11 protein-coding genes and 3 tRNA genes are annotated in these 14,209 nt (G+C 55.7%); 11 read left to right on the top strand and 3 right to left on the bottom strand.

Annotated features, from left to right (window positions below; translation table 11 throughout):
* The first annotated feature begins 106 nt into the window (after positions 1–106).
* The 6 genes from uvrY to G5195_RS12870 all read left to right on the top strand — a co-directional run bounded on the left by uvrY (position 107) and on the right by G5195_RS12870 (position 3,980).
* Positions 107–751, top strand: coding sequence for a UvrY/SirA/GacA family response regulator transcription factor (gene uvrY / locus G5195_RS12895; protein WP_005337448.1), 645 nt, complete (start codon positions 107–109; stop codon positions 749–751).
* 127 nt (positions 752–878) lie between these two features.
* A complete protein-coding gene (uvrC, locus tag G5195_RS12890) occupies positions 879–2,732 on the top strand; it encodes an excinuclease ABC subunit UvrC (RefSeq protein WP_005359709.1) in 1,854 nt (617 codons plus the stop codon).
* Between the two features lie 199 nt (positions 2,733–2,931).
* Positions 2,932–3,486 (top strand): CDP-diacylglycerol--glycerol-3-phosphate 3-phosphatidyltransferase, encoded by a 555-nt coding sequence (gene pgsA / locus G5195_RS12885; RefSeq protein ID WP_031227442.1) that lies wholly within the window; start codon positions 2,932–2,934, stop codon positions 3,484–3,486.
* Between the two features lie 181 nt (positions 3,487–3,667).
* Positions 3,668–3,743 (top strand) — tRNA-Gly (locus tag G5195_RS12880).
* A gap of 35 nt (positions 3,744–3,778) precedes the next feature.
* Positions 3,779–3,852 (top strand) — tRNA-Cys (locus G5195_RS12875).
* A gap of 41 nt (positions 3,853–3,893) precedes the next feature.
* Positions 3,894–3,980, top strand: a tRNA-Leu gene (locus G5195_RS12870).
* Between the two features lie 541 nt (positions 3,981–4,521).
* On the opposite strand, the gene G5195_RS12865 is transcribed toward G5195_RS12870, so the two are convergent.
* Complete coding sequence (locus G5195_RS12865) at positions 4,522–5,877, bottom strand: 8-oxoguanine deaminase (RefSeq protein ID WP_421236210.1); 1,356 nt, start codon at positions 5,875–5,877, stop codon at positions 4,522–4,524.
* A 1,208-nt stretch (positions 5,878–7,085) separates the two neighbouring features.
* Between G5195_RS12865 and G5195_RS12860 the strand changes: the two genes are divergently transcribed.
* Both G5195_RS12860 and G5195_RS12855 read left to right on the top strand, forming a co-directional pair.
* Positions 7,086–8,903: an ATP-dependent nuclease gene (locus tag G5195_RS12860; RefSeq protein ID WP_421236209.1), complete on the top strand. Its 1,818-nt coding sequence runs from the start codon at positions 7,086–7,088 to the stop codon at positions 8,901–8,903.
* 197 nt (positions 8,904–9,100) lie between these two features.
* Complete coding sequence (locus G5195_RS12855; protein WP_421236208.1) at positions 9,101–9,637, top strand: hypothetical protein; 537 nt, start codon at positions 9,101–9,103, stop codon at positions 9,635–9,637.
* A gap of 76 nt (positions 9,638–9,713) precedes the next feature.
* On the opposite strand, the gene G5195_RS12850 is transcribed toward G5195_RS12855, so the two are convergent.
* Together G5195_RS12850 and cysS are read right to left on the bottom strand one after the other, a co-directional pair.
* Positions 9,714–10,355, bottom strand: a complete 642-nt coding sequence (locus G5195_RS12850; RefSeq protein WP_421233957.1) for a hypothetical protein — start codon at positions 10,353–10,355, stop codon at positions 9,714–9,716.
* A 117-nt stretch (positions 10,356–10,472) separates the two neighbouring features.
* Positions 10,473–11,849, bottom strand: a complete 1,377-nt coding sequence (gene cysS / locus G5195_RS12845) for a cysteine--tRNA ligase (RefSeq protein WP_270817084.1) — start codon at positions 11,847–11,849, stop codon at positions 10,473–10,475.
* 212 nt (positions 11,850–12,061) lie between these two features.
* Here cysS and G5195_RS12840 point away from each other — a divergent pair, with 212 nt between their 5' ends.
* From G5195_RS12840 to lpxH, 3 genes are read left to right on the top strand one after another with little or no spacing between them, the layout of a single operon-like run.
* Positions 12,062–12,559 carry a peptidylprolyl isomerase gene (locus G5195_RS12840; protein WP_005337417.1) on the top strand — a complete coding sequence of 166 codons (498 nt, stop codon included), beginning with the start codon at positions 12,062–12,064 and terminating at the stop codon, positions 12,557–12,559.
* Complete coding sequence (locus G5195_RS12835; RefSeq protein ID WP_421236207.1) at positions 12,549–13,346, top strand: DUF4269 domain-containing protein; 798 nt, start codon at positions 12,549–12,551, stop codon at positions 13,344–13,346. The genes G5195_RS12840 and G5195_RS12835 overlap by 11 nt, the downstream gene beginning before the upstream one ends.
* Positions 13,343–14,098, top strand: coding sequence for a UDP-2,3-diacylglucosamine diphosphatase (lpxH, locus tag G5195_RS12830; RefSeq protein WP_139400953.1), 756 nt, complete (start codon positions 13,343–13,345; stop codon positions 14,096–14,098). Before G5195_RS12835 ends, lpxH begins: the two co-directional genes overlap by 4 nt.
* The last annotated feature ends 111 nt before the right edge of the window (positions 14,099–14,209 follow it).

Genomic DNA, 14,209 nt, shown 5'->3' with positions numbered 1-14,209 from the left:
AACTTTTGGCGTGCATGGTTTGCCAAAGCGACGAGTTTGGTTATGATGCAAGACGCCCTGTTAACCCTAACCGGGCGGCTAAAACGAGATAAAACGGGGTGTTTGGGTGATAAATGTATTCCTGGTCGATGATCATGAGCTGGTGCGTACAGGGATAAGACGCATTCTTGAAGATGTGCGCGGGATCAAGGTGGTGGGTGAGGCACAGAGCGGCGAGACCGCAGTTACGTTCTGTCGCCAACACCATCCGGACGTGATCCTGATGGACATGAACATGCCGGGTATTGGTGGTCTGGAAGCGACCCGCAAAATTCTGCGGATCCGCCCCGATGTACGCATCATAGTGCTGACCATTCATTCAGAAAATCCGTTCCCCACCAAGGTGATGCAGGCCGGCGCCGCCGGTTACCTGACCAAGGGGGCTGCCCCTGACGAGATGATCCAGGCGATCCGGTTGGTGCACTCCGGTCAGCGTTACATCTCCCCGGAGATTGCCCAGCAGATGGCCCTCAGCCAATTTGCCTCCGCTGACGAGAATCCCTTCAAGTCCCTCTCCGAGCGCGAACTGCAGATCATGATGATGATCACCAAGGGGCAGAAGGTGACCGATATCTCCGAGCAGCTCAACCTGAGCCCGAAGACGGTCAACAGCTACCGCTATCGGCTGTTCAGCAAGCTGGGGATCAACGGTGACGTGGAACTGACCCATCTGGCCATTCGCTATGGCATGCTGGATGCCGATACCCTCTAATCGGGTGGCGTGTGGTCACAAAGGCGGCGAGTGCCGCCTTTTTGCTTTTCTGCCCTTTTGCTTTTCAGGCGGCGGGGGCAGTATGCTCTGCCCGTCAATTTTTGCCTTTGTGTGAGCCGAGCAGCTGATGACCCTCTCTCCCGAACCTCTCTTCGACAGCAAGGCGTTTCTGAGCGCCGTCACCCATCAAAGTGGCGTCTACCGCATGTATGACAGCGGTGGCACCGTGATCTATGTGGGCAAGGCCAAGGATCTGAAAAAGCGGCTCGCCTCCTACTTTCGCACCAACGTCGACAGCATCAAGACCCGCACCCTGGTGCGTCAGATCGCCGATATCCAGGTCACCGTCACCCACACCGAGACCGAGGCGCTGATCCTCGAGCACAATCTCATCAAGCAGTACCAGCCCCGTTATAACGTGCTGCTGCGGGACGACAAATCCTACCCCTGGATCATCATCACCGCGCACCAGCATCCGCGTATCGGCGTCCATCGCGGCGCCCGCAAGGTGAAAGGGGAGTACTTCGGCCCGTACCCCTCTGGCGGCGCGGTGCGTGAGAGCCTGCACCTGATGCAGAAAATTTTTCCGGTGCGTCAGTGCGAGGATGCGGTCTATGCCAACCGCACCCGTCCCTGCCTGCTCTATCAGCTCAAGCGCTGCGCCGGCCCTTGCGTGCCCGGACTGGTGAGCGAGGCCGAATATGCCCAGCAGGTTGAGCTGGCCAAGCTGTTTCTGGCGGGCAAGAACCAGCAGGTGATTGGCGAATTGGTGGGCAAGATGGAGTCCGCCAGCGGCGATCTGCGCTTTGAAGAGGCGGCCCGCTACCGGGACCAGATCCTGGCGCTACGCCGGGTCACCGAGCAGCAGTCGGTGAGCGGCAACGTGCTGGACGAGCTGGATGTGGTGGGGGTGGCCTTCCAGCAAGGTGCTGCCTGTATTCACGTGCTATTTATCCGTCAGGGCAAGGTGCTCGGTTCGCGCAGCTACTTCCCGAAAGTGCCGGCCGATACCCAGCTCGACGAGGTGGTGCAATCCTTCCTGCTGCAGTTCTATCTGTCGGGGCAGGGGGGGCGGCAGATCCCGAGCGAGGTGTTGCTCGATGTGGCGCTGGAGGACGAGAGCGTCATCGCCGAGACCCTGAGCCAGACAGCAGGCTACAAGGTGCGGGTGGTGAGCCGTACCCGCGCCGAACGGGCCCGCTTTATCAAGCTCGCCTCCATCAACGCCGAGACGGCGCTGCGCTCGCGGCTGGCTCACAAGAGCACCATCACCGCCCGCTACGACCAGCTGGAAGAGCTGCTGGAGCTGGAGCGCCCTATCGCCCGCATGGAGTGTTTCGATATCTCCCACACCATGGGGGAGCGCACGGTGGCCTCTTGCGTGGTGTTCAACCGGGAGGGGCCGCTCTCATCGGAATATCGTCGTTTCAATATCGACGGCATCACCGGTGGTGATGACTACGCGGCCATGGAGCAGGCGCTGGAGCGCCGCTTTGGCAAGCAGCAGGAGCCGGACAAGGTGCCTGATGTGCTGTTTATCGACGGCGGCCTCGGCCAGCTGCGCCGCGCCGAAGAGATCCTGGCCCGTCAGCTGGAGTTTCTCGGCGGCAAATATCCGCTGCTGGTGGGGATTGCCAAGGGGGTCACCCGCAAGGCGGGGTTGGAAACTCTCATTATGGGGGAGAGCCACGAAGAGCTGCATTTACCGGCAGATATGCCCGCTTTGCACCTTATTCAGCATATTCGCGATGAATCCCACCGTTTTGCCATTACCGGCCACCGGGCCAGACGGGCCAAGGCCCGCACCAGCAGCAGTCTGGAGGATATTCCGGGGGTGGGGCCAAAGCGACGGCAGGCGCTGCTCAAATATCTGGGCGGTCTGCAGGAGGTCAAAAAGGCGAGCGTGGATGAACTGGCCAAGGTACCCGGCATCAGTCAGGAGCTGGCCCAGACCATCCACGATGGCTTGCACAGCGCCTGAGCAGGGTTAGCAGCATGGCACAATCGCTAACTCCTTGATGCACAAGAGCCGTGACGCGGGGGGGCCGTAAATGCCATAATGGCCCTCGCATTTTGAGAAGATTGATGGATTAAAAAGACCAAGACGGGCGCCAGTGCGGTTGCATCGCAAATCGGCTTTGGCGCACTATGTAGCGACGTACAAGAAGTGGCTGAAAATAATGACAAACATACCTAACCTGTTGACGTTTTTCCGGATTTTGCTCATTCCCGTCTTCGTCATCCTGTTCTATCTGCCTTATCAATGGTCCTATCTGGCTGCCGCCATCATCTTTATTCTGGCTGCTGCTACCGACTGGTTTGATGGCTATCTGGCTCGTAAGCTCAATCAGTCCACCGCCTTTGGCGCCTTCCTTGACCCGGTTGCCGACAAGATCATGGTCGCTGCCGCACTGGTGGTCATCGTCGAACACTACAACACCATTTGGGTGACCATCCCCGCCATGACCATGATTGGCCGCGAGATCATCATCTCCGCCCTGCGCGAATGGATGGCCGAGCTCGGCAAACGCTCCTCGGTTGCGGTCAGCTGGATTGGCAAGTGGAAGACCATGATCCAGATGGTGTCACTCACCGGTCTGATTTGGCAATATAACGTCTGGATGGTATGGCTCGCCTATGTGATGCTCTATGTCGCTACAGTGCTCACCTTCTGGTCGATGTTCCAGTACATGAAGGCGGCCTGGGGCGATTTGACCCACCACGCCAACCTGTGAGTCACTGGCGCCGCAAGGTGAGGTTTCCGCTGATCTGAGGCAGGAAACGGCCAAAGGCGCTAAAACTGTTCAAAAAGGGCAAAAAATGCCCGAACGATCAGGTAATTAAATATTTCTGGTTGACTGGGCGAGGAACATCGCTAGAATGCGTCCTCGTAGTCAGGCAGTCAGCCAGACCAATGCGGGAATAGCTCAGTTGGTAGAGCACGACCTTGCCAAGGTCGGGGTCGCGAGTTCGAGTCTCGTTTCCCGCTCCAAATTCAGACAATAGAGAGCCAACTCTCTTTTGCATGGCGCGTTAGCAAAGCGGTTATGCAGCGGATTGCAAATCCGTTTAGTCCGGTTCGACTCCGGAACGTGCCTCCATATTGACAAGCCCGCCACGCGAGCTTGATACCGATTGCGGTGCCCGAGTGGTGAAATCGGTAGACACAAGGGATTTAAAATCCCTCGACGTTCGCGTCGTGCCGGTTCGATTCCGGCCTCGGGCACCATATTACAGTCTTAAAAAATATCAAAACCCGCATAGCCAAAGGCTTTGCGGGTTTTTTGTTGTCTCTCGTCGACTAATCAGGCCTTGTGATATTCCTCCGAGATTAGGGGAAGCATGTTCCGGCAGGGGGAAAAAAGCCCCTCATATGCTTGCTATGCCTGGCTGTGAGGTGGTGGATTATCCTCCCTGCACTTGTCATCTACTCCCAATTGAAACGGGAGATCCCTCCATTTCGCTATCCGACTCCATGGGGTCACAAGTAAGGGGCGCTGGTCAGCAGCAGAGGCTGCCTGATGAAATAGGCCCTCCCTATCGGGGGAAGTACAGGCGCCTCAGGTTCTGCCCCGGTAGAAAGGAGAGGGGCTGGTACCAGTTGTCTATCCAGAGGTTTCCTTGAAAGAGGCAAGGGCCAAGAGAGAGGAAGCCGCAGGCTGCGGGCCGATGCTATCGGCCCAAGTCTTGCCCGAAAGCAGAGCAAGGTGGTCCGCGGCTCACCAGTGAGAACAGCTTTGCGGCTATTGGCAGAGTGGCACCAGAGTCGGCTAGCCATGCACCAGCGCCGCGGCGGCCACCTTGTGACGGGCGATAAGCTGCTCGATATCCAGCCCCTCGATGGCGCCATCCACCACCCGCCACTTGCCACCCACCATCACCCGATCGGCCCGCTCGGCGCCGCACAAGATGAGGGCCGCGATGGGATCGTGACTGCCGCTAAAGCGCAGGTCGTCGAGCTTGAACAGCGCCAGATCTGCCTGCTTGCCGGGCAGCAGCTCACCGAGATCGCCGCGCCCGAGCAGCCGGGCCGAGCCTACGGTCGCCCACTCCAGCACCTTGCGCGGAGTGATGCGCTCGGCGCCGTAGCGCAGCCGCTGCAGATAGAGCGCCTGACGGGCCTCCTGCATCAGGTTCGAGGCATCGTTAGAGGCCGAGCCATCCACCCCTAGCCCCACCGGCGCACCGGCCGCCTCCAGATCCAGGGTCGGGCAGATGCTGGAGGCGAGCCGCATATTGGAGACCGGACAGTGGCACACCCCGGTGCCCGCCGCCCCCAGCCGCGCAATCTCGTCCGGATTGAAGTGGATGCCGTGGGCCAGCCAGGTGCGATCGCCAAGCCAGCCCACCTTTTCGAGATAATCGACGGTGCGCAGGCCAAAGCGTGCAAGGCAGAACGCCTCCTCATCCAGCGTCTCCGCCAGATGGGTGTGCAGCCGCACATCGAGCTCGGCCGCGAGTCTGGCGCTCTCCACCATGATCTCCTCGGTCACCGAGAAGGGGGAGCATGGGGCCAGCGCAATCTGGATCTGCGCCCCGGCGCCGCGCTCGTGATACTGGCGCACCAGCCGCAAGCTGTCATCGAGGATCTGCTGCTGCCCCTGCACCGTGTGGCGCGGCGGCAAGCCCCCCTCATCTTCGCCAAGGCTCATGGAGCCGCGGGTCAGCATGGCGCGCATCCCCAGCTCACGCACCGCCGCCACCTGAATATCGATGGACTCCTCCATCCCGCGCGGGAAGAGGTAGTGGTGATCGGCCGCCGTGGTGCAGCCCGAGAGCAGCAGCTCCGCCATCGCCACCTTGCTCGCCAGCGCCAGCGCGTCCGGCGTCAATCTGGCCCAGACCGGATAGAGGGTCTTGAGCCAGGGGAAGAGCGGCTGATTGACCACCGGCCCCCAGGCGCGGGTCAGGGTCTGGTAGAAGTGGTGGTGGGTATTGATAAGGCCCGGCAGCACCACATGGTCGCGGGCATCGAACAGCTGATCGCAAGACCGGGCAGGCTGCTGGCCTGTCGCCAGCACCTCGCTTATCAGGCCGTTTTCAATCACCAGCCCGCCGCGGCCATCGACCGTTTCGGGGGTAAAGGTGGCAAGGGGGTTTTTAATCCAGATACGGGTAGCGGACATGGCCGACTCCTCCATCAGTGACACATAGGGGTGAGCCAGCTCAGTTATACCCTGTCTGCTGATCCAGAGGCGGCGGTCAGCGACCGCGGCCAACCCAGTCTAGGCATACGGCGCAAAAAGTCTGTGATCGCCGTTTTGAATCAAGGTGATAGCAACGGATTGCCCAAGGCGACCAACCGCACAAGGTTTGCCCCGCAATTAATCAATCAGTAATTAACAAAAGCTTGTGCCAGCGCAAAAAAACCTCTGGTTTCTGATAGTTGCGTGATGGCCGCCATAGTTAAGCGCTCAATGAATCCGTAAGATATTTGGTGGCGCCTGTTGGCCCCTTTTCCCAAACCAAGGTCAACGGCGCAATGTGGCAGCGACAGTCAGGGGCGGTAGCGTCTTTCACGGAGACCAGCCGGTCTCCCGCCCCTGCGCCAAGGTGCGAGGGTTGCACCCTCGACTGGCGTTCCCGTCAGCCCCCGGGGCTGTGCCCATGCCACCATGCGGATGAGACATTGGGACAATTTGTAGGGTCGATTAGCGAAGCGTAATCGTCCGCGGTCACCATCCCCTCTCCCCTTGTGGGAGAGGGCTAGGGTGAGGGGTCACTAGCCTGATGGGCATGGCTTCGCCATGCAGGACACGAGGACTCCGTCCTCGACGGGGTTTCGCCGCCGCTGCGCGGCTTGGCGAGTGACTTTGGAAAGACCCAAAGTCACCAAAGGTCTAATCCCCCACTTGTTCGCCCTCCTGCGTCGGGTTTCCTCGGTTCACCCGTTTGTCCGACGGCACGCGCCGATGGGCCATCCCTGGCCCAGCGGCGCTCGCTCGGCGTCCTGCCTCGCGGCCTGGACAAACAGGCTCACCCCGGCGAACAACAGGGGTCAACAGCCAACCCGCAGCACCGCGCTAACAGCCCCAGCCTATTCGGGGCAAAGATCGGGCGGGTTGTTGTCTCGCAGCCAACCCCTCGCCCACCCCATGGCGAGAGCAGATTGTCGCACCTATGCAACAAGCGCCATCGACATGGTTGCATAGGTGAAAAAATCATGGCGAATGCAACAGCAGGCGGCACCCATCCCTATCGGGAAAAGGTTTTATATTGAAGGCCCGATAGTGAGTATTTCACCGTAATAACCCCTTATTTCTCAAACGTCCGATTACGCTTCGCTAATCGAACCTACGGCCCAAATAACTGACCTATTCATAGGATGTTGAGAGTGAAAATAATTGAAAAAATAACAGTAAAATATTTCCGTTCACTTCACACCATTGAAGTAAAAAACTGTTCTAGCGTTAACGTTTTTTCTGGTAGAAATGATGTTGGAAAATCCAACGTCATAAAGTCATTGAATCTATTTTTTAATGGAAAAGTTGATTGGGATGAAAATTATGAGTTCTATGATAATTTTTCAACCAAAAGACTTGAAGAGGTTAGAAAAGAAAGCGTAAAAGGAAAGCAGTTCATAAGCATTAAAATTGATTTTATAAGACCCAATAATTATAAAGGTAGCCTCCCACCTCGATTTACGGTAGAACGTAAATGGTATCGAGATAGCAGAATATATGAAGAATCACATAACCTGTCCCGTCTCGGAGAAGCGAATAAATTACCGTCATCGTTAGTTACAGCCCAGAGAAGTTTATCCACATTTCTAAATAAAATACACTTTGAGTATGTTCCTGCAATAAAAGATAGAGCTTACATTCGTGAGTTACTTTCCCGATTACAGCATTCACTATTAGATATGACTGTTAGTCAAAATGCTGATTTACTGGAAACTGCTACCAAATTAGCAAGTCATATTGAAGGACAAATAGGTGTACTCCAAAATGACTTCAAAGAGGCGACTAACATTCAAACAGCAATCATGCCACCAGCTCAAGTCTCTTCATTATTTCAATCATTTTTAGTTTCTACAAATGCAGAAGATGGTGATATCCCTCTTAAATACAGGGGAGATGGTCTTCAATCTAGATATATAGCATCTGTGCTACATTACATATCTGTCAATTCTCAAAAATTTTATATATGGGGATACGAAGAACCAGAATTAGCCTTGGAATATAGCCATGCGGCACAGATGGCTGATGACTTTATAAACAAATATGCAGTTAACACACAGATATTTTTAACAACACATTCCCCCGCATTTATTAGTCTAAAAGGTGAAAAAGCAAGATGCTTTAGGGTAACTCAGTTAAGTGGATGTTCGATGGTGAATGATGTAAATTCATCTCAAAACATATCTGATGAGCTAAAAAATGAATTGGGAATAGTTGCTATACAACGAGAAGTACATGACTTTTATTCAAAGCAAATCATTGAACACAATTTGCGCCTCGAACTTATATCTTCATTAGAACGTGAGATCTCTTTACAAAAGAAGTTACTCGTTGTTACTGAGGGTAAAACTGATGCAAAAATTCTCGAACACGCAAGAAAACATTATCCGTGTGATGCAATCATTCGTTCTTGTGACAATACTAGCGATGATCGCCATTCGCTAGGTGGCGCAGGTGCTCTAGCCAGATTAATTGAATCAATCCATCCAGAAGATAAAAGACCTGTAATAGCCATTTTTGACAATGACGATGAAGGACAAAGAGAATTTGAAAAACTAAGCAGAAATTTCAAATCTGGAAATACACAGCTACAGATAAAAAAACACATTAACGGCTATGCATGGGCATTGCTATTGCCTGAGCCTGAATACAGATCCGGTTTTTCAGATGCCGGATGCTTATGTATTGAGTTTATGTTTAACGAACATGTATTAAATAAAAAGTTCAACAATGGCAAAAAGTTAGAAGTTGAAGTTATGACCCCGCAGTTAAATATAGGCAGCCGAAGATTAAACATTGGCACAGATGTCATAAATTATGATTTTGGCTGTTTTAAAAAGATAAAGGCGGGAAAAAACAAATTTGCAGACGATGTGGTTTCCACATTGCCGGCAGAGGATTTCATATCGTTCAAACCTATTTTCGATTTTATTGATGAGATTAATCTGGAATTCTCAATGCGAAATCAATGATTTCATACTTTGCCTCTCTAATTACAAGTTAAGTTTAAATTGATAGCACATTCAAAAAAATAGACATACCATTGTTTATTGTCATGCATACACTTAATTTTATTAGGCATCACTGGGTACGTTTAACACATCCCCGCGATTGATGCTCTATACATTAAAAACCCACCAAAATTATCAATCATAAAAAAGAGCACTATATGAACCGTACTTTAATATTAAGCGTTAGCATTATTCTATCTGCATCAATTTTTAGCATTGACAAGATAAATAGTTATATTGACTCAAAGAATATTCTCCCGTTGGTGTCTGGTAAGGTCAGATTGGGTAAGGTGTATAGAGAAAATGTAACCTCCACATATGAAGTTACATTGGATGGTTCTAAAGAACCCATAATTTCTATAAATGCAAAAACTACAGATCTATACAACAGGGTGTATGACGATTTTACACAAACACTTGAACAAGTGAATGAAGAGCGTAAAAGAGATAAAAAGGAAGAGCTTTCACATGATAATGCTTCATGGAACAAAAATGCACATATAAAAATCACCACACAAGTTACTTACCAGTCCGAATTTCAACCAAATTTCGTTCTTACAATTGATGAAACGAATATAGAGCATATAGCAAATGACAAATCATCTAAGAACATAATAGGTTATATTGAAGAACTAAAAAGTTACGCATCCAGAATGGAGTCAAAATATGAGTTGCAAAACTCATTCATAAATTAAATTCCTAAAAAACCGCAGCCTTGAGCTGCGGTTTTTATTTCTATTCCCCAAACATACTTCTATCCCAACCAAAAAACTATTTCCCCAACCCCTTGCACTGCTCTCCCCCTGCGGCGGGATAGGTGGTGAGCGTCTCATAGAGGGCGGCGCGCAGGCTGCCGGATTGGCAGAAATCACAGCTGCCGCCAGCGTCAATATCGGTGATGCGGGCGCCTTGCGGCCCGTCCTGTACCAGATAGGTGCTGACAAAACGGTAGGTGCCGCTGGGGGCGTCAAGCGGGGTGCCCGGCTCGCCAAAGGTGAAGCGCACCTTGACCTCGCTGCGATCCCGGCTGCCGGCGATGGCGCGCGAGGAGAGGATCTCCGAGCCCAGCAGGTTATCCCAGGCGTTGGGCAGGAAGGGGTTGCCCTCGACAAAGGGGGGCTTCTCGTCGGGGGCCTCGCGAGTGGCTATCTCGCGCGCCTTGGAGGCGGCATTGAGCAGGCAGAGCAGCTCGGGGGAGACGATAGTGGGCAGCGCGCCGCCAAGATCGCTCTGATAGAGGCCGCTCGGTTTGACTTGGCGCTCCCAGTCGAGAAACTGGGCCACCTTGGCCTTGGCGCGGGCACTGGCGGCCGGATCGAGTTTGCCGCTGGTGGTGGTGCCCGCATGGGCCGGGGCGAGCTGGGCCGCCGCAGAGAGGGCCAGTGCCAGCACGGGCCAGCTGGATATCTTCATGGTGCCATCTTCCTTATGTTCGCTTGCATGGGCCGCGCCTTGAACAACGCGCCGGGCCCTAAAAAAAGAGCGCAGCCCAAGGGCTGCGCTCTGCGTCAGATCGTCAACCGGCGGCCCTTAGGCTCGGCGCCAGCTGGTCTTGCCGGCGCTGTCTTCCAGCACGATGCCCATCTCGGTGAGACGGTTGCGGGCGGCATCCGCCGCAGCCCAGTTCTTGTCGGCACGGGCCTGATTGCGCTCGGCGATCAGGCGCTCGATCTCGGCAACCTCTTCGTCCGCTTCGTCACCCTTGAGGAAAGCCTCGGGGTCTTGCTGCAGGATGCCGAGCACGGCGCCCAGCTCGCGCAGACGGGCGCCCAGCGCGGCAGCGACGGTCATGTCTTCACCCTTCTGGCGGTTGATCTCGCGCACCAGATCGAACAGGGCGGAGTAGGCTTCCGGGGTGTTGAAGTCGTCGTCCATCGCCTCTTTAAAGCGAGCCACCTGCTCGTCACCACCGGCAGCAGCGGCCACCGGCAGATCGCGCAGGGCGGTGTACATCCGCTCCAGCGCGGCGCGGGCTTGCTTGAGGTTATCTTCCGAGTAGTTGAGCTGGCTGCGGTAGTGGCCAGACATCAGGAAGTAACGGACGGTTTCGGCGTCGTAGTGGGCCAAAACGTCACGGATGGTGAAGAAGTTGCCAAGGGATTTGGACATCTTCTCTTTATCCACCATCACCATGCCGCTGTGCATCCAGGTGTTGACGTAGTCGCCACCGTGGGCGCAGCAGGACTGAGCGATCTCGTTCTCGTGGTGCGGGAACTGCAGATCGGAGCCGCCGCCGTGGATGTCGAAGTGGTTGCCAAGGTGCTTGGAGTTCATGGCGGAGCACTCGATGTGCCAGCCAGGACGGCCCGGGCCCCAGGGGCTTTCCCAGGTCGGCTCGCCCGGCTTGGACATCTTCCACAGCACGAAGTCGAGCGGATTGCGCTTGGCATCCACCACGTCAACGCGGGCACCGGCTTGCAGTTGCTCCAGATCCTGACCGGAGAGCTTGCCGTAGTCGGCATAGGATTCGACGATAAACATCACATCGCCGTTATCGGCCACATAGGCGTGCTCTTTATCCAGCAGGGATTGCACCAGCTCGATGATCTCTTCGATGTGCTGGGTGGCGCGCGGTTCGATATCCGGGCGCACCATGCCGAGGGCGTCGAAGTCGGCGTGCATGTCGCCAATCAGACGCTCGGTCAGCTCGTCGCAGGTCACTTGGGTTTCAGCGGCGCGCTTGATGATCTTGTCATCCACGTCGGTGATGTTGCGCACGTAGGTGAGGTCATAACCGGCGTAACGCAGGTAGCGAGCGACCACATCAAAGGCGACGAAGGTGCGGCCGTGGCCGATATGACAGTGATCGTAGATGGTGACACCACACACATACATGCCCACCTTGCCCGGGTGGATAGGTTTGAATTCTTCTTTTTGACGAGTGAGTGTGTTGTATATCTTCAGCATCTTCTAACCACTGCCTGTGAGTAAAATGGTTGGTCATAATACCCCGTTCAGGGGCAGAAAACGAGGCAGAAAACGTGGCCAATCCCGCCTGCCAGCACGGTTACGGCGCCAGAGAGACTATGCCGCCAGCCCCTGATGGGCTAGAATTGCCACCACTTTATGCCATACACCTGCGGGCACTTCGTCGCCCGCATCAAATGAAAGGACATATCATGGTCACTCTGCACACCAATCACGGCGACATCACCCTCACCCTGAATGCTGAAAAAGCCCCGGAAACCGTGGCCAACTTCCTGCAATACTGCCGTGACGGTCACTACGACAACACCATTTTCCACCGCGTCATCGACGGCTTCATGATCCAGGGCGGCGGCTATGCCCCGGGCTTTGAAGAGAAAGACACTCGCGCTCCCATCAAGAACGAAGCGGCTAACGGTCTGTCCAACAAGATCGGCACCATCGCCATGGCCCGCACCATGGAGCCGCACTCTGCCAGCGCCCAGTTCTTCATCAACGTGAACAACAACGATTTCCTCGACTTCAAATCCGCCACCACTCAGGGCTTCGGCTACTGCGTATTCGGTGAAGTGACCGCCGGCATGGACGTGGTCAACAAGATCAAGGGCGTCAAGACCGGCAACTACGGCCGCATCCACCAGGACGTGCCGGTAGAAGACGTGGTGATCACCAAGGTGACCCTTGCTGACTGATCTCTGCCGACTCGGCACTGACAAAACTGCGGCCCCGGCCGCAGTTTTTCCATCTGCCTCCTCCACTGCCAGCCCAAACTGGCGCCGCCTCGACTATCTGGCCCACGGAAACCCGCGCCAGCGCTCGGCCCATGCCCTGCTCACCGCCGGTGTGTGGGATGAGCTGGCCGCGCAGTGCGCCGATCTGGCGCTGGTGAGCACGCTCGCCATCGGCCTCGATCGGCCCGGCAGCGATCTCGATATTCTCTGCCAGCATACAGATCCCGCCGAGTTTGCCGCTACTTTTGCAGAGCAAGGCTGGCAGGCGAGCGCCAAGGGCGACAATATCTGGCTGCTGGAGCGCACCTTTTCCTGCCTCGACGAGCACTGTGCTGTTAGCGGTTGCGTTGAGAGCGAGGCCAGCTGGCCGCTGGAGCTCTATGTCACCCCAGCCCCCATCGAGACGCTGAATGGCTGGCGCCACCTCACCTTGATGGCAGCTTTGCTCGAGCGGTTTGGCGATGCTTTCTACCGCGAAGTGCTGCGTTTGCGCCTTGAAGAGGGACTAAAAGGGGAAGCGGCCATGTGCCGGTTGCTGGGTCTGGCGGGAGATCCTTACGCTGCGCTGCTGACGCTGGAGGGATGCAATCTGGCCGAGCTGTCATGGCAGCCGCCATCCCGTGACGATATCCATACCTCAACTGGCGCGGCGGCGCCTGCAGCGCACGATTCGTCCCCTGTTGTGTCTACTACCTCTGCCACCCCTGTTTACCCTGTTTCGACCGAGAGCCCGACCCCCACATCATGAGCACCCTCTTTATCAGTGACATTCACCTCTCTGCCCAGCGGCCCGATATGACCGCGGCACTGGTGCGCTTTCTTGAGCACGACGCCCCCGGCGCCGATGCCCTCTATGTGCTGGGGGATCTCTTCGAATTCTGGATTGGCGATGATGACCCCAATCCGCTCCATCAACAGATGGCCGACGCCTTCTTGGCCCTGAGCCAGCAGAACGTGCCCATCTACTTTATCCACGGCAACCGCGACTTTCTGCTGGGCCAGCAGTTTGCCAAGCGCGCTGGGATGACATTGCTGGGGGACCCTTGCGTGATCGAGCTCTATGGGGAGCGGGTAGTGCTGAGCCACGGCGATCTGCTCTGCACCCTGGATGAGGGGTATCAGAAGTTTCGCCGCATCACCCAGCTCAAGTGGCTGCGCTGGCTCTTTTTGCGACTGCCGCTCGCCCGCCGTCAGGCCATCGCCTGCAAGATGCGCGGCCAAAGCCAGATGGAGAATGCCCACAAGAGCCAGATCATCATGGATGTGACGCCAGCGGCGGTGGACGACACCCTGCGCGCCCACGACTGCCGGATGATGATCCACGGCCACACCCACAGACCCGCCATCCACGACTTCACCCTGGACGGCCACCCCGCCCGCCGCATCGTGCTGGGAGACTGGTTCGAGCAAGGCTCGGTGCTGATCTGCCGCCCCGGCGAGCAGCGGCTGGAAATGCGGGCGCTGGCAACGATCGGCCCCGCCGCTCATCTATCCGTCTGACATCCCCCTGCTAGGGTTGCAGGCAAAACCTGCGGCCCAGCATCCCCTGTTAACCCGGTGAACCGACTCATTACGGTGAGCTCAGGCTGGTATGGCCTGTGCTGATGGGGT

Source organism: Aeromonas sp. 601039, assembly GCF_049174415.1.
In the GTDB taxonomy this organism is placed as follows: domain Bacteria; phylum Pseudomonadota; class Gammaproteobacteria; order Enterobacterales; family Aeromonadaceae; genus Aeromonas; species Aeromonas veronii_A.
The sequence above is the reverse complement of the archived record's forward strand: the minus strand, read 5'-3'. Positions and strand labels throughout refer to the sequence as shown.